The organism is Aeromonas tecta, from assembly GCF_000820185.1.
Classification (GTDB): Bacteria; Pseudomonadota; Gammaproteobacteria; order Enterobacterales; family Aeromonadaceae; genus Aeromonas; species Aeromonas tecta.
The window spans coordinates 1-16,133 of sequence record NZ_CDCA01000011.1 but is presented as its reverse complement, the minus strand read 5'-3'; the positions used below and the strand labels follow the sequence as shown (position 1 = coordinate 16,133).

General features: G+C 59.3%; 15 protein-coding genes. 8 read left to right on the top strand and 7 right to left on the bottom strand.

Translation table 11 applies throughout. The features are described 5' to 3' along the window. The first annotated feature begins 101 nt into the window (after window positions 1–101). The 8 genes from BN1137_RS02825 to BN1137_RS02790 all read left to right on the top strand — a co-directional run bounded on the left by BN1137_RS02825 (window position 102) and on the right by BN1137_RS02790 (window position 7,959). Window positions 102–545 (top strand): carboxymuconolactone decarboxylase family protein, encoded by a 444-nt coding sequence (locus BN1137_RS02825; RefSeq protein ID WP_050717153.1) that lies wholly within the window; start codon window positions 102–104, stop codon window positions 543–545. A gap of 551 nt (window positions 546–1,096) precedes the next feature. Beyond that, on the top strand, window positions 1,097–2,125 hold the full coding sequence (gene cyoA / locus BN1137_RS02820) for a cytochrome o ubiquinol oxidase subunit II (protein WP_083443340.1): 1,029 nt from the start codon (window positions 1,097–1,099) through the stop codon (window positions 2,123–2,125). 3 nt (window positions 2,126–2,128) lie between these two features. Continuing rightward, window positions 2,129–4,105 carry a cytochrome o ubiquinol oxidase subunit I gene (gene cyoB, locus BN1137_RS02815; protein ID WP_050717151.1) on the top strand — a complete coding sequence of 659 codons (1,977 nt, stop codon included), beginning with the start codon at window positions 2,129–2,131 and terminating at the stop codon, window positions 4,103–4,105. Window positions 4,106–4,109: 4 nt separating this feature from the next. Beyond that, window positions 4,110–4,724, top strand: a complete 615-nt coding sequence (locus BN1137_RS02810) for a cytochrome o ubiquinol oxidase subunit III (RefSeq protein ID WP_050717150.1) — start codon at window positions 4,110–4,112, stop codon at window positions 4,722–4,724. Further along, window positions 4,725–5,060, top strand: a complete 336-nt coding sequence (locus tag BN1137_RS02805; protein ID WP_050717149.1) for a cytochrome o ubiquinol oxidase subunit IV — start codon at window positions 4,725–4,727, stop codon at window positions 5,058–5,060. Between the two features lie 10 nt (window positions 5,061–5,070). Then, window positions 5,071–5,964 (top strand): heme o synthase, encoded by an 894-nt coding sequence (gene cyoE, locus BN1137_RS02800; protein WP_050717148.1) that lies wholly within the window; start codon window positions 5,071–5,073, stop codon window positions 5,962–5,964. 189 nt (window positions 5,965–6,153) lie between these two features. Next, on the top strand, window positions 6,154–7,515 hold the full coding sequence (locus BN1137_RS02795) for an MFS transporter (RefSeq protein WP_050717147.1): 1,362 nt from the start codon (window positions 6,154–6,156) through the stop codon (window positions 7,513–7,515). 75 nt (window positions 7,516–7,590) lie between these two features. Continuing rightward, window positions 7,591–7,959 carry a DUF1428 domain-containing protein gene (locus tag BN1137_RS02790; protein ID WP_050717146.1) on the top strand — a complete coding sequence of 123 codons (369 nt, stop codon included), beginning with the start codon at window positions 7,591–7,593 and terminating at the stop codon, window positions 7,957–7,959. A 74-nt stretch (window positions 7,960–8,033) separates the two neighbouring features. Here BN1137_RS02790 and tauD read toward each other — a convergent pair whose 3' ends face one another. The 7 genes from tauD to BN1137_RS02755 all read right to left on the bottom strand — a co-directional run. After that, window positions 8,034–8,885 (bottom strand): taurine dioxygenase, encoded by an 852-nt coding sequence (gene tauD, locus BN1137_RS02785; RefSeq protein WP_050717145.1) that lies wholly within the window; start codon window positions 8,883–8,885, stop codon window positions 8,034–8,036. Continuing rightward, window positions 8,882–9,013 (bottom strand): hypothetical protein, encoded by a 132-nt coding sequence (locus BN1137_RS23000; RefSeq protein ID WP_269745105.1) that lies wholly within the window; start codon window positions 9,011–9,013, stop codon window positions 8,882–8,884. The genes tauD and BN1137_RS23000 overlap by 4 nt, the downstream gene beginning before the upstream one ends. Continuing rightward, complete coding sequence (gene tauC, locus BN1137_RS02780; RefSeq protein ID WP_050717144.1) at window positions 9,010–9,837, bottom strand: taurine ABC transporter permease TauC; 828 nt, start codon at window positions 9,835–9,837, stop codon at window positions 9,010–9,012. The genes BN1137_RS23000 and tauC overlap by 4 nt, the downstream gene beginning before the upstream one ends. Further along, on the bottom strand, window positions 9,834–10,601 hold the full coding sequence (tauB, locus tag BN1137_RS02775) for a taurine ABC transporter ATP-binding subunit (protein WP_050717143.1): 768 nt from the start codon (window positions 10,599–10,601) through the stop codon (window positions 9,834–9,836). Before tauB ends, tauC begins: the two co-directional genes overlap by 4 nt. A gap of 16 nt (window positions 10,602–10,617) precedes the next feature. Continuing rightward, window positions 10,618–11,592: a taurine ABC transporter substrate-binding protein gene (gene tauA, locus BN1137_RS02770; protein ID WP_050717142.1), complete on the bottom strand. Its 975-nt coding sequence runs from the start codon at window positions 11,590–11,592 to the stop codon at window positions 10,618–10,620. A gap of 451 nt (window positions 11,593–12,043) precedes the next feature. Next, window positions 12,044–13,147: a YdcF family protein gene (locus BN1137_RS02760; protein ID WP_050717140.1), complete on the bottom strand. Its 1,104-nt coding sequence runs from the start codon at window positions 13,145–13,147 to the stop codon at window positions 12,044–12,046. Between the two features lie 205 nt (window positions 13,148–13,352). Further along, window positions 13,353–16,133 (bottom strand): Ig-like domain-containing protein (locus tag BN1137_RS02755; RefSeq protein WP_157433603.1); only part of this gene is annotated, 2,781 nt, incomplete at its 5' end.

Here is a 16,133-nt window from a genome sequence, read left to right as displayed (position 1 = left end):
TGCAAAACTGTTGCAGGTTTAGCCGATATTCTATTCATCGACGAGAAGATGAACAATGTCGTCATCGCCCGCGACGGGCATCTCGCAATAGGAGTCTTACCATGTCAGATCGTATCCAGCTCGCCCAGCAAGCTCCCGCCGCCATTCAGGCCATGATGGGGCTCGAGTCCTATCTCGGGGGCAGCGATATTCCTCCCGCGCTGAAGGAGCTCATCAAGTTGCGAGCCTCCATGATCAACGGCTGTGCTTACTGCATCCAGATGCATGCCGAGGTGGCAATGAAGCAGCAAGAAAGCCCGCAGCGCCTGCTGGCGCTGGCCGCCTGGCGTGAATCCCCGCTGTTTGATGCGCGCGAGCGGGCCGTGCTGGCCCTGACCGACGAGGTAACCCTGATCGCCGGACAGGGGTTGAGTGAGGCGACCTATGAACAGGCACTGGCGGTGCTCGGCGAGACCCTGCTGGCCCAGTGTCTGATGCAGGTCGTTACCATCAATGCCTGGAACCGGATTGCCGTTGCGACCCGGATGGAGCATCCCCATCGCTGAGTCGGTAAAGCGGCCCGCTTGCCATGGCTGAACCTGGTATGAATGGAAATAGCGAACGATGAATTAAAGGTCTCCGTTGGAGACTTTTTTTGATGAATGATGAAACCACTGGAACAGCGTGGGTCACTTTCGAGTCTGCAATCAACGTCATCTGGAAGTTAATCACACAGATGTATGATTAATTAATTAATTATTATTTTATTTCATCATTTACCATGACCAGATCAAAGTTTGATTGGTTGATAAATGTACTGGAAAGAGATTTGGCAGGGAAAAGTGGTCATATTGACCATGACAACATTAAGGGGAAATGCGACTATTGCCCAGTTGTTGCTCGAAGAGGGATCGAAATGAAATCAACAAAGGATGAATTTGTAATTTGTCGCTGTATAAAAAGTGTCGATGTCAAGCATTTAACATCTGGCGCATCTTCATACCAAACAAAAAACATATTTCAGATTAATTTTTCATGTTGTTCACATGTCGGTCTGATGCAATAAAATGCTGCATTTTTATTATACCAATAAGCCTTGAAAAGATGAGGGTATTGCATGAGACCTTATGATGTACAGAGGGGCTTGGGCGCTTTGCTGTTGATCGCGACTACTGGCTTGCTGAGTGGCTGCGACATGGCTCTGATGAGCCCCAAAGGGCAGGTTGGTCTGGAGCAGAAGTCACTAATATTAACCGCACTCGGTCTGATGTTAATTGTAGTGATTCCTGTGATTATTATGACGGTGGCATTTGCTCGTAAATACAGAGCAAGCAACACCTCCGCCAAATATACCCCGGATTGGTCTCACTCCAACAAGATTGAAGCGGTTGTCTGGACCGTCCCCGTCATTATTGTCGCCATTCTGGCGGTGATTACCTGGAAAACTTCCCACGAACTGGACCCATACAAACCATTGGTATCGGACGTCAAACCGATCCAGGTCGATGTTATTTCCCTCGACTGGAAATGGCTGTTTGTTTATCCGGAACTGGGCATTGCCTCGGTCAACGAATTGGCCTTCCCGGTCAATACCCCGGTCAACTTCCGGGTGACCTCCGACACCGTGATGAACTCCTTCTTCATCCCGCAACTGGGTGGTCAGATCTATGCCATGGCGGGGATGCAGACCAAGTTGCATCTGATTGCCAACGAGGCGGGTCAGTACAAGGGAATTTCGGGCAGCTACAGCGGCGCCGGTTTCTCCGGCATGAAGTTCAAGGCCATCGCCACAACGGATCAAGCCGGATTTGATGCCTGGGTTGCCAAGGTCAAGCAGTCTCCCAAGATGCTCAACACCATGGGTGAGTTCGATGTGCTGGCGAAGAAGAGCGAAAACCACCCGGTGGAGTACTTCGCGAGCGCTGATCCCAAGCTGTTCGTCAACGTGATCAACAAGTTCATGGGTGACATGAAACCGGCTGACCACAAGGGCATGCAACACGACGCTGCCGGCAAGCATGACGACGAGATGGACATGGCCGACATGGATCACGGCGACATGGCAGAGGCTGGGCATGAAGATCATGCCGGGCACATGGCCATGCCGATGGATGACAAGAGTGTGAAAGCAGGATCCGAGGAATAATCGATGTTTGGAAAGTTAACACTCGAAGCTATCCCGTACCATGAACCCATAATCATGGTCACGATAGCCGGTATCATATTGGGTGGGCTGGCGATCGCCGGGCTGATCACCTATTTCGGCAAGTGGCAATATCTGTGGAAAGAGTGGTTCACCTCGGTGGATCACAAGCGCCTCGGTATCATGTATCTCATCTTAGGGATGGTCATGCTGCTGCGCGGCTTCGCCGATGCGGTGATGATGCGTACCCAGCAGGTCATGGCGTCCGCCGGTGGGGAAGGCATACTGCCGCCGCACCACTACGACCAGATCTTCACCGCCCACGGCGTCATCATGATCTTCTTCGTGGCCATGCCACTGGTGATCGGCTTGATGAACATAGTGGTGCCGTTGCAGATCGGTGCCCGTGACGTCGCCTTCCCCTTCCTGAACAACCTGAGCTTCTGGTTTACCGCCGCGGCCGTGGTGCTGATCAACGTCTCCCTGGCGGTCGGCGAATTCGCCCAGACCGGTTGGCTGGCTTATCCGCCCTTGTCGGGCGTGGACTTCAGTCCGGGCGTCGGGGTCGATTATTGGATCTGGAGTCTGCAGATCTCGGGTCTGGGTACCCTGCTGACCGGTGTCAACTTCTTTGCCACCATCATCAGGATGCGTGCTCCTGGCATGACCATGATGCGTCTGCCGGTGTTCACCTGGACGGCTCTTTGCGCCAACATCCTGATCATCGCCTCCTTCCCGATCCTGACCGTCACCATCGCCCTGCTCACCGCAGACCGTTACCTCGGCACCCATTTCTTTACCAATGACATGGGTGGCAACATGATGATGTACATCAACCTGATCTGGGCCTGGGGTCACCCCGAGGTGTATATCCTGGTGCTGCCGGTGTTCGGGATCTTCTCCGAAATCGTGGCGACCTTCTGCAAGAAGAAGCTGTTCGGTTACACCTCGCTGGTGTGGGCCACCGTGGCCATTACCGTGCTCTCCTTCGTGGTCTGGTTGCACCACTTCTTCACCATGGGATCCGGCGCCAACGTGAATGCCTTCTTCGGCATCACCACCATGATCATCTCCATCCCGACCGGGGTGAAGATCTTCAACTGGCTGTTCACCATGTATCGCGGTCGCATCGAGTTCACCTCGCCCATGTTGTGGACCGTCGGCTTCATCATCACCTTCACCGTCGGTGGCATGACCGGGGTACTGCTCTCGGTACCGGCCGCCAACTTCGTGCTGCACAACAGCCTGTTCCTGATCGCCCACTTCCACAACGTCATCATCGGCGGCGTCGTGTTCGGTTGCTTCGCCGGTATCACCTACTGGTTCCCGAAGGCATTCGGCTTCAAGCTGGATGATGTCTGGGGCAAGCGTGCGTTCTGGTTCTGGATCACCGGCTTCTTCGTGGCCTTCATGCCGCTCTATGTGCTGGGCTTCATGGGCATGACCCGTCGGGTCAGCCAGAACATCGATCCCGAGTTCCACGGTTGGCTGGTGGTGGCCGCTTGCGGTGCCGGCCTGATTGCCATCGGTGTCTTGTGTCAGGTGATTCAAGTGGTGGTCAGTATTCGTGACCGCGAGAAGAACCGTGACTGGACCGGCGATCCTTGGGGTGGCCGTACCCTGGAGTGGGCGACTTCCTCGCCGCCGCCGTTCTACAACTTCGCCATCGAACCGAAGATCAAGGGTCTTGATGCCTTCTGGGAAGCGAAAGAGGACGGTAGCGCCTATCGCCAGCCGGCCCAGTATGCCCCCATCCACATGCCCAAGAACTCCGGTGCCGGTGTCGTCATTGCCGCACTCAGCGTGGTGTTTGGCTTTGCCATGATCTGGCACATCTGGTGGATGGCCATCGCCGGCTTCGTCGGCATGGTAGCCACCTGGATCATCCACAGCTTCAACGAGGATGTGGACTACTACGTACAAGTTGACGAGATCGAGCGCATCGAAGGTCAGCATTTCGACAACATCAACAAGGTAGCCTGACGCTATGGCAACTGACGTTCTACATCACACTCACGGCGCCCATGACGATCATGGGCACCATGATGCCGGTGCCACCAAGGTGTTCGGTTTCTGGATCTACCTGATGAGTGACTGCATCTTGTTTGCGACCCTGTTCGCAACCTATGCAGTCCTGGTCAACGGCACCGCCGGCGGTCCGAGCGGCAAGGATATTTTCGAGCTGCCGTTCGTGTTCGCCGAAACCATGCTGCTGCTGTTTAGCTCCATCACCTTCGGTTTCGGCATGCTGGCGATGAACAAGAACAAGGTGGCGGCCGTCAACGGCTGGCTGCTGGTAACCTTCTTGCTCGGCGCCGGCTTCATCGCCATGGAAATCTACGAGTTCCATCACCTGATCGCCGAGGGCTTCGGTCCGCAGCGCAGTGGGTTCCTGTCTGCCTTCTTCACCCTGGTCGGTACTCACGGTATCCACGTGACCAGTGGTCTTATCTGGATCATCGTGATGATGGTGCTGGTATCCAAGAAGGGGCTGACCGAGCGCAACCGTACTCGCCTGATGTGCCTGAGCCTGTTCTGGCACTTCCTTGACGTGGTGTGGATCTGCGTCTTCACAGTGGTCTATCTGATGGGGGCAATGTAAATGAGTACTCACGTAGCAGTCGATAATCACGGCGCCAGCCACGGCAGTGCCAAGTCATATCTGATCGGTTTCGTGCTGTCGGTCATCCTGACCGCGATCCCGTTCTGGATGGTGATGGACGGCAGCGCCTCCCACGCCATGGTGCTGGGTACTGTGGTGGCCACGGCGGTGATCCAGATCTTCGTGCATCTGGCGTACTTCCTGCACATGAACACCTCGTCAGAGGAGCGCTGGAACCTGATAGCACTGGTGTTTACCGTGCTCATCATCGCCATAGTCGTGGTGGGTTCCCTGTGGATCATGTACAACCTCAACGTCAACATGATGATTCACTAAGCGGGTTGATGTGATGATGAAGCAATACCTGCAAGTGACCAAGCCGGGCATCATCTTCGGTAACCTTATCTCGGTTATCGGAGGCTTCCTGCTGGCCTCGAAGGGGAGCCTGGACGTTCCCCTGTTCATCCTGACCATGGTGGGGGTGTCACTGGTGGTCGCCTCCGGCTGTGTGTTCAACAACTACATCGACCGGGACATCGACTGCATCATGGAGCGGACCAAGAACCGCGCCCTGGTGAAGGGGTTGATCGCCCCTGGCGTCTCGCTCTGGTATGCGAGCGCGCTGGGCGTTGCGGGCATTGCACTGCTCTACTTTGCGGCCAATCCGTTGGCCGCCTTGCTGGCAGTGCTGGGCTTCCTGGTTTATGTGGGGGTCTACAGCCTCTACATGAAACGCCATTCGGTCTATGGCACCCTGGTCGGCAGCCTCTCCGGCGCCGCACCACCCGTCATCGGCTACTGCGCGGTGAGCGGCCAGTTCGACTCCGGTGCCCTGATCCTGCTGGCTATTTTCAGCCTGTGGCAGATGCCGCACTCCTATGCGATTGCCATCTTCCGCTTCAAGGATTACCAGGCCGCCAACATCCCGGTGTTGCCGGTGGTGAAGGGGATCTCCGTGGCCAAACACCACATCACCCTTTACATCCTGGCCTTTATGGTGCCGACCCTGATGCTGTTTCTCGGCGGTTACGCCGGTTACAAGTACCTGATCGTCGCCACCGCGGTGAGTGTCTGGTGGTTGGGGATGGCGCTGTCGGGTTACAAGCAGGCGGTCGATGACTCCCTCTGGGCCCGCAAGCTGTTCATGTTCTCCATCGTCACCATCACCTGCCTGAGCGTGATGATGTCGGTGGACTTCCAGCCGGATGCGACGCCGGTGCTGGTGAGCATGCTGCCCTGAGGCACCGTTAGTCCGGGCCCGGTGTTGTGATGTGACACAGGAAAATCAGTAGAATCCAGAGCCGGGAACTTTCCCGGCTCTGTTATTATGAGGCCCCCTTGCGGGGCGTTTATCCAGTTTGTCGGCTGTGGCCTGCCTTGTGCCATCAGCCCTTTGAGTCTCTCTTCTCTTTGACCTATCGAGGCCATCATGAATGATTTCACCATGACGAGGGGCGAGCGCCGCGCCACCTGGGCGCTCGGCTCCGTCTTCTCACTACGCATGCTCGGCATGTTTATGGTGCTGCCAGTATTGACCACCTATGGCATGTCCCTGGCGGGCGCCTCCGAGGCATTGATCGGTCTGGCCATCGGCATCTACGGCATGACCCAGGCCCTGTTCCAGATCCCGTTCGGGCTGCTCTCCGATCGCATCGGCAGAAAGCCGCTGATCGTCGGCGGTCTGCTGATGTTTGCCCTCGGCGCCGTCATCGCCGCCCTCAGCGACTCCATCTGGGGCGTCATCGTCGGCCGCGCCCTGCAGGGTAGCGGCGCCATCTCTGCCGCCGTCATGGCGCTGCTCTCGGATCTCACCCGCGAGCAGAACCGCACCAAGGCCATGGCCTTCATCGGGGTGAGCTTTGGCATCACCTTCGCCATCGCCATGGTGACCGGCCCCGTCATCACCCACGCCCTGGGCTTGTCCGGCCTGTTCTGGATGATTGCTCTGCTGGCGCTGGGGGGGATCGGCATCACCCTGTGGTGGGTACCCACTCCGACGAGCCACCTGCTCAACCGTGAGTCGGCGCTGGTAAAGGGGGGGATCCGCACCGTGCTGGCCAATCCCCGTCTGCTCAAACTCAACCTCGGCATCCTCTGCGTGCACACCTTGTTGATGTCGAGCTTCGTGGCGCTGCCGCCTTTACTCGAACAGGCGGGTTTGCCCCGAGACAGTCAGTGGCAGGCCTATCTGGTGACCATGCTGATCGCTTTTGTCAGCGTCGTGCCCTTCATCCTCTATGCCGAGAAGCGCCGGCAGATGAAACAGGTATTCCAGCTCTGCGTGCTGGTGATGCTCATCGCCGAAGTGGTGCTCTGGCAGGCGGGACTGCAGCTCTGGGGTCTGCTCCTGGGACTGCAGATCTTCTTCATCGGTTTCAACGTGATGGAGGCATTGCTGCCATCGCTTATCAGCAAGGAGTCGCCCCCTGGTTACAAGGGCACCGCCATGGGGGTCTACTCCACCAGCCAGTTTATCGGAGTCGCCATCGGCGGCAGCCTGGGTGGCCTGCTCTATAGCATTGGCGGTGCACCTCTGGTATTTGGCAGCTGCGCCGTGCTGGCGCTGCTCTGGCTCGGGGTCAGCCTCACCATGCAGGAGCCGCCCTATGTCAGCAGTCTGCGCATCCTGCTGCCCGAGGGCGTCGATGCCACGGCGGCGCTGGAGCAGAAGATCCGCGCCTGCGACGGGGTGAGCGACGTGCTGCTGGTCGCCGAAGAGCGCTCCCTCTATGTGAAGGTGGATACCAAACACCTGAGCCGCAGCGATCTGGAGCGGCTGATCGCCGCCTGATTGGACGGTAGCCGGAAGGGCGCGGCGGGCGGCACCCATTGCTATGCTGAGATCCTCAATAAGGAGGAGAGTCTCATGTCATACGTAGATGGATTCGTGATTGCCGTGCCCACGGCGAACAAGCAGGCCATGATCGAGCATGCAAAATACATAGATCCCATTTTCCTCGAGCTCGGTGCGACCCGGGTGCTGGAGTGCTGGGGAGACGACGTACCCCATGGCAAGCAGACCGATTTTTACCGCGCCGTGGCGGCCAAGGAAGACGAGACCGTGGTCTTCTCCTGGGTGGAGTGGCCGGACAAGGCCACCCGGGACGAGGCGATGCAAAAGATGATGCAGGATCCGAGGATGGATCCGGCCAGTCCCATGCATCAGCAGATGCCATTCGATGGCGCCCGCATGATCTACGGTGGTTTCAATCCCGTGCTGGAGTTCAAGGCCTGACGCCGGCCTTTGCTGCCGCGCAAAAAGCCCACCAATCGGCGGGCTTTCTTATGGGCGCTCGCTATGTCAGTGCTTCAGGACGCGCGCCAGAAGGGCTTGTCCCCGAGGATGGTGGCCCGATGCATCACCCGCCGCGCCGGCAGGTAGTCGGCGTTGGCATAGTGCTGGGTCACACGGTTGTCCCAGATGGCGATGTCGTTCTCCTGCCAGCGCCAGCGCACCTGAAACTCGGGGCGGGTGATGTGATCGAACAGGAAACCGAGCAGCGCCTCGCTCTCCCGGGCGGGCAAGTCCGGCAAGCGGGTGGTAAAGCCCTCGTTGACGAACAGCGCCTGCCGCCCGCTCACCGGGTGGGTGCGGATCACCGGGTGGCGCAGGGGCGGGTTCTTGGCCACCGCCGCCTGCCAGCGCTGGCGCTCTTCCTCGCTGCCGTTGTGGCGATGGGCCGGGAAGGACTTGGTGAAGTCGTGCTCCGCCTCCAGCCCCGCCAGCAGTTTCTGCAACGGCGGGGAGAGGGCCGCCAGCGCCGCGATGCCGCTGGCCCAGAGGGTATCGCCCCCGCTCGGTGGCAACTGCTTGGCAGCCAGGATGGCCAGCGCCGGCGGCGTCTCGATAAAGGTCACGTCGGTGTGCCAGTTGTCGTTGTCCGGCGGGTTGTCGTCGTGGGTGTCGAGCACGATGATCTCCTCGGCCTCCTCGCTGTGGGGATAGACGGGGTGGATGTGCAAGTCCCCGAAGCGATTCGCCAACGCCCGCTGCTGTCTTGGGGTGATGGGCTGATCCCGCAGGAACAGCACTTGGTACTTGAGCAGCGCCCGGTGGAGCTGCTCGAATTGGCCCTGGGTCAGGGGCTCGGCCAGAGTGAGGCCGGCAATTTCGGCGCCGATATGAGGCCCGAGCGGTGTGATGGTCAGCTTGTCGCTCATTGTCTTTCTCCATGGGATGTCGGGACGTCAGCCTGCGCGGCAATGTGCGTCAACCCAGTTTCGGTGTGATGGCGATTTGGACGTTCACCATGGGGGCCGAGCGGTGTGATGGTCAGCTTGTCATTCATTGTATTTCTCCATGCCAGGGTGTCAGCCTGCGCTGCAATGCGCGTAGCCCCAATTCCAATACGAAGGCGATCACCGCGATCACCAGAATGCCTGCCAGCACCACATCGGTGGCGAGAAACTCGCCGGCAGATTGCACCATAAAGCCCATGCCCCGAGTGGCGGCAATCAACTCGGCCGCCACCAGAGTCGACCAGCCCACCCCGAGGCCGATACGTAGCCCGGTGAGGATCTCCGGCAGCGCCCCCGGCAGAATCACGTGCCACAGCACCTGCGCCCTGGTGGCGCCGAGTGCCCGGGCCGCCCGCAGTCGCACCGGCTGGGCGCTCTGCACCCCGGCCAGGGTCGCCATGGCCACCGGGGCGAAGATGGCCAGATAGATGAGCAGCACCTTGGCGGTCTCGCCGATGCCAAACCAGATCACCATCAGCGGCAGGTAGGCGAGCGGCGGCACAGGCCGGTAGAGCTCGATGAGGGGATCCAGTACCCCGCGCACCGTGGGGCTCAGCCCCATGGCGATGCCAGCCGCGATGCCAAACACCGCCGCCGCCGCCAATGCGACCAGGATGCGGCCGAGGCTCGCCCCCAGATGCTGCCACAGGGTGGCGTCCATAAAGCCCTGCGGCCCTGCAATGGTGATGAGCTGGGCCAGTACCTGGGCCGGGGGCGGCAGGAACAGCGGATCTATCCAGCCGAGGCGGGCCACCAGCCACCAGAGGGCCAGCAAGGCAACTAGGGTCGCGATACTCAGGCTCAGTCGCCGTGGCAGCGGCCAGCGCAGGGCGCGCCCACGAAGATGCAGTTGTCGGGTGAGGAGCATTATCATGCGAACGCCTCCCGCTGCTCGAACACCCGGCTGAGCACGTACTCACGTCGCTCGATAAAGGCCGGATCGGATTTGATGCTGCGGCAGGGTTCCCCCGCGGCGAAGCGGCGACCGAAGTTCAGGGTGAGCCTCTCCATCACCCGGCCGGGGGAGGGGGAGAGCAGCACCAGATCGGTTGCCAGAAACACCGCCTCCTCGATGTCGTGGGTGATGAGCAGCACCTGACGGCGGCCCTGGTGCCACAAACGCAATAGCAGGGTCTGCATCTGCTCCCGGGTGAAGGCGTCCAGTGCGCCAAACGGCTCGTCCAGCAACAACAGCTGCGGCTGGGTCGCCAGGGCGCGGGCGATGCCGACCCGCTGACGCTGGCCGCCGGAGAGCTGCCAGATGGCGCGCTCGCCGGCCCCTTCCAACCCCACCTGGCGCAGCAGGGCTTGCGCCTGCTCATGGCGACTGGCCTTGGGCACCCCGGCCAGTTGCAGACCGAAGGCGACGTTGTCCTGCACGTTGCGCCAGGGAAGTAACCCCTCACTCTGGAATACCACGCCGCGCTCGGCGCCAGGGCCCGTCACCCGCTCGCCCCCCAGGCTTATCTGGCCCTGATGGCAGGGCTCGAAGCCTGCCACCAGGTTGAGCAAGGTAGTCTTGCCGCAGCCGGAGGGACCGAGCACCACCATCAACTCCCCCGGTTCGAGGCAGAGACTGATGTTGTCGAGCACCTTCCTGCTAGCGTACTCAGCTGACACATAAGAGAGCTGCAGCATGATCGTCTCCTGTGGCTTATTGGGGCAGTGACTTCACGAAGCGGTCGGTCACGAACTGGCTGTAGTCGGCGGCGGCGCTTGGCACCTTGCCCTGGGCCTTGAGGAAGCGGGCCGTGTCGATGATGGTCTGGTTGACCAGGCCGCTCAGCTCGGCGCTTTGGGCACGGGCATCCAGGTAGGTGTTGCCCTTGACCAGCTCGGGCACATCGGACTCGGGCACGCCGCTCAGGCGAGCCAGCTTGTCGAGGTTGTCCGGCTTGGCCAGCCAGCTATCGGGATTGTCCAGATAGCCGCGCTGGGCCGCCAGGGTGCTGTTGACGAAGGCCTGTACCACCTCGGGATGGGCCTTGGCGAAGTCCTTGCGGACCACCCAGACATCCAGGGTCGGTGCGCCCCATTGCCCCACCTGAGCCGAGTCGGTCAGCACCTTGCCCTCCTTGACGAGCTGGTTGAGGGCCGGCGCCCACACATAGGCCCCGTCGATGTCACCGCGCTGCCAGGCGGCGATGATGGCCGGCGGTTGCAGGTTCACTATCTGCAACTTGGCCGGATCGACGCCCCAGTGCTTGAGGGCGGCCAGCAGGCTGTAGTGAGTGGTGGAGCTGTAGGGCACGGCGATGCGTTTGCCCACCAGATCCTGGGGGTTAGCGAGTCCTTGCTTCACCACCAGCGCCTCGGATTCGCCGAGCTTGGAGGCGAGCAGGAACACCTCGATGGGCACATTCTGGCTCGCGGCCACCGCCAGCGGGCTGGAGCCTATATTGCCTATCTGCACGTCGCCCGAGGCCAGCGCCCGCACCACGCTAGCGCCGCTGTCAAACTTGCGCCAGTCCACCTTGGCGCCGCTCTGCTTGGCGAAGGTGTTGTCGGCCTGGGCGACCTTGGCGGGCTCGGCCGAGGTCTGGTAAGCGACGGTGACCTCGACCGCCAGGGCCGATTGTGTGACCAGAGCGAGCGCCGCCAGCCAGAGAGAAGTTCCTTTTCCTGCCATGATGCCGTTCCTTCATTCGGGTGATAGAGAGCACATCTTTTCCCGAAACAGGGTGGGGAATGAAGGAACGAGAAGACAGCAGTCATGAGTTATGGTTCTTAGAAAAAGAGCAGCGAATCAATGAGGTAATTGAGATATGCCGGAATGTGAAGAGGTTATTCGCACGCCGGCAATCGGGCTTTCTGGCGGAAGGAAAGTGCGGGAGGAAGGTACGGAAGGAAATCGACGATAAAAGGCAGGGGCAACATAGGGAAGATCGGACAGGGGCTCTAATCGGCGGGTAGCCTGGACGGCCCGATAGCAGCAACCCGCCAGTGGACGGGTTGCTGTGGTATGGCTAGCCCTAGCCCTAACAATTGTGGCGATCAGGGCGATCAGGGCGATCAGGGCGATCAGGGCGATCAGGGCGATCAGGGCGATCAGGGCGATCAGAGCCCCGAGACGCTGCTGATCAACGCTCGATCAGTGGCGCCGAACGATAGCTCCAGAGGCCATAGGTGCGCAGGGCGTCGCGGTAGATGCCGAGCAGCTCGCCATCGCTCACCTTGGCCAGGCTAGATAATGGCTTGTCCGGGTAGCTGACACTGTCTATCTGGATCCCGGCCGGGCCGCTCTGCCAGCAGGCGATTTCCAGCAGGGTCTGGCCCCGGCGCACGTGGCTGGCGGAACTCACCAGGGTCGCGTACTCAATCTGGTGACGGGCGAGGGCATAACCGCTGTAGAGGGCGTTCTCCACCGTGCTGGTGGCGTAGTTCTCCTCGATGATACGGGAGCGATCTATCCCCTTCTTCACCAGCCAGTCGGCCATCAGCTTGCCCTCGGTCTGGCGGTTCTGGGGCACGCCGCCAGTCAGGATGATCAGCGCCGCCGGGTTGGCCTGGGCCAGCGCCCGGGTGGTTTCGAGTCGCCCCAGCAGGATGTCGTGCATGCTGCCATCGGGATTGAGGGCATAACCCAGGGTGACGATGGCGCGGCGCCCCTTCTTCTCGCCCCGTCCCTGCTGCTCCTTGAGTGGGGTGGAGTTGACCCTGTCCACCGTGTCGAAGATGCGCTGCAGATCGGCGGCGCGCCCACCATTGAGCTCAGTCACCCGCTTGAAATAGCCATCGGCCTTGGCCTGATTGCCCTTGAAACGCTGCCAGGTGGCGAGATAGGTGTTGAGATCCAGGTCGTCCGGCGCAGCGACTAATGCCTGCTCGAACAGGCTGATGGCCCTGTCCACGTTGCCGTTGTAGATCTGGGCGTTGGCCGCCGAGATCAGCAAGTCGGTGCGATAGGGCTCGAGTTGATAGGCCTGCAGCAACAGCTCGGTGACCAGCTCCATGTTGCTCGGCATCTTGGCGGTGAAACCGGCGTCCGAGACGCGGGCTGGCGACTTGAAGATGTGCAAGGCATCCGCCAGCAGCTGATCCACCACCTGGCGCTTGCTGATGTACTGATCGTAATTCTGCTCTTTTTGCAGGGAGCGCACCGGGGCAGCCCAGGCTGCGGAGGGGAGAAACGCCGGCAGTGCCAGCAGGCTGGCCAGGGTCAGGGAGAGTAAAGTCTGCTTCATCTTGGTCGGCTCGCAGTTAAGTTCAGGTTGTATCAGGAGAACACGCCTCTTTGATCTTGAGGTGACGAGGGTGAAATGATACGTCGAATTCGGATCTGAAACTGTGAGCGGCCGGCTGTTTCGCCGGGTGCGAGCGGGGATGGGGTGGTGACAGGTTGATATCAACGGCCCCCAACGATTAGGGAGGGGACCGTTATATGGGTGATTACTGAATAAATTGCTGCTGTGACAGCAATTCATCCAATATCGGATTTGGCATGGTATGACTGTTCAAATCGGCTATATCGCTCCCCAGGTTCGCTGGTGTCGTCACGCTGCTCAACGCGTTGGCAACACTTCCCGAGTCTTGAGTGGTCGGTGCAACCTGTGTGAGCAGAGTCTCCATGTCATCATGGGCAAGCAGATCATGGATGACCAGATCCGTCGTGGTCAGGCTCTCCACCGCGTGGGTTGAGTCCGCAGGAGGATAGTTGGCGGGTAGTTCGATAAGTTCATCTTGCTGCTCTGACGCGAGGAACCGGGCGGACGGTGCAAACGCAGTGGGCGCCTCATTCATGAGCGGTGATGGGGTGATACCTCCTTGCAGATCCGTGACGTCGATAACCAGAGCGGTGTCCGCAGTATCGCCATCCCCATCTCGCAAGGTGAAGAGGAACTTGTCCTGCCCATTGCCATGCACATCTTTGGCCTGATAGTCGTATTGCCCTGTTTCAAAATTTAGAACCAGTTTGCCGTTGGTCGTATCAAGCGATAGCTTGGCGCCATCGACCACCTTGCTCTCGGTATCGTTGTTATGGACGAAGATGCCGCCTTTGGCTTGGTCATAGAAGTAGGTTCGGCCATCGTAGTGCAGGCTTTGTACCCATTCCCCCTCGATGGCGTGCTGGGTGACATCACCGTGCAACTGGCCCGGGACTGACTCGGTCAGAATACTGGTGACATCGGCATCATTTTCTACCTGTATGGCAGTTCCATTCTTACCTGCCAACGGATCCAGATATTCGAGTGAGGCACTCTTGCCGATGGCCAGCATGTTCATGTTGTCAAAGGGGTGGCCGTGTTTATCCATGATGTGATCCATGGATTCGCCCAGGATAAGGAACTGCTCGGCCTTGGTCGGCGATACCCTGCCATTGAGCAGATCCTGATAATGTTGCTCACCGCCCACCTCATCCGGGCTGATACCACTCATCAGCCGCTCACGTATTTCCTGGGATTTGTAGGCACCGCTGGCCCAATAGCCGAAGTCAGAGGGGGCGCCATCGGAGAGGAAATAGAACTGTTTGTTGGTACCCTCCATGGCGACCTGATCCTGCTGATTGCCCAGAATGGCGTCGACCTGGTTCAGCGCCTGGTAATAGGGTGTCCAGCCTGCCGGGGATAGGGTGTCGAAGAATTTCTGGATATCGTCCAGAGAGTGCAGCCAGCCTGAAGTTTGACCGTCCGGATAACCCGCATGAGTCGCAATTTTGAACTGTACGTCTCCCATCTTGTCGTATTGGGCGAACATCGCCTTGATTGCCTGCTGGGAGATCGACCAGCGGGTTGTCCACTGACCGTTGCTATCGCGCACGTTGTCATTCATCGAGCCGGACATGTCCAGCGCGATGATGACGGAGTTGGACTGTGGCGCCACATCGCCGACCGAATGGGTGATGGAAACCGGATTGGGGGCGCTGTCGACGATATCGACGATCAATTGCTCTTGGGTCAGCTGATTTCCCACCTGGATATTCATGTCGAAGGGGAGTGAGATCAGGTCCTTGCCGGGGAGGCTATGATCCAGCGGCCTGAAGAGATCCAACTGGTAGGAGCCATTCTGCGGATCCAGTTGTGCAACCAGCACATTGACCTTCTGCCCCCCTTCCATGATGAATCCAGTCAGCTGCAGACCATCCAGACTGACCTCATAGCTGAGGGAATTACCACCACTGTGGACATCGGCACCACTCTGTTGCGCGGCAAACTGATAAGTGTGAGGGGTCGCCTCATGGGCACCGGGCAGCATGCCTTCGCTGTGAGCCGGGTTTCCCTTGCCCAGATCGCTTTCCTGCAACTCTACATGCAGCGGGGCCGCGTCGGAGAGGGGATCCCCAATGATGGTGACATTGACTTTGGCCTTGTCGGTCGCCCCATGCGTATCACGGATGCTGTATTCAAACTCGATAGATTTGGCCTCTCCAGGGCGCAAGTCACGTTGTCCCACCGGCAAGGTTTGCAGGTATTTGGCTGCATCGAAGAACAGCTTGCCATTCACCAGGGTAATGTAGTCCGGGTAGCTGCCCTCTACGATGCTGATCTCATCCTGATTGGGATCCGAATCATTGTTCAACACGTCGAGGGAGAGGCTGCCGGTCTCGTTGGTCTGGAATGCTTGATCGAAATGGGTCAGGTCCGCCGTGACCTTGGTGATAAAGTACTCGGAGCCTTGCGGATCGACGATGCCATCTTTATAGCCAATCGCCGACATCTCTATGCTGTCGAAATAGCGGCCGCCGGCGTCAATTTGGAGGGTTTGCTTACCACCCGAAGTGCCTTCAAAGATGCCGCTCGCGATCAGCTCTCCTTTGTAGAAGACCTTCCAGACACCACGCTCACAACCTGGCTCCCAACCCCCACTGGCACGATCAGACCACAAGCTCTTGATATCGATGGTGGCGTGGTTGGCGACCTGCCCCTGTTGGAAGGTAAAGCGCATGGCCTCGCTCTTGTCTTCACTGTCCAGGTAGCCAATCTGTCCCGCCTGTACCTGATCAGCCCCAGGTTGTTCGATGTCTGATTTCACGCCGAAGCGATGGTTGCCGTCACCGGTGTAATCCGACTTCTCGGCATCGGCGACTTTCAATCCGGTTGTCGCATCGATGACATAGTAATCCACCTTGATATCGCTGCTGGTCTCCCAGTTCTCCCCATCGAGGGTGACACTCTGCTGGCTGCTGAGGCCATCGTCTCTGGCATCGGGGGCTTCATTGGTGCCGGTGATGGA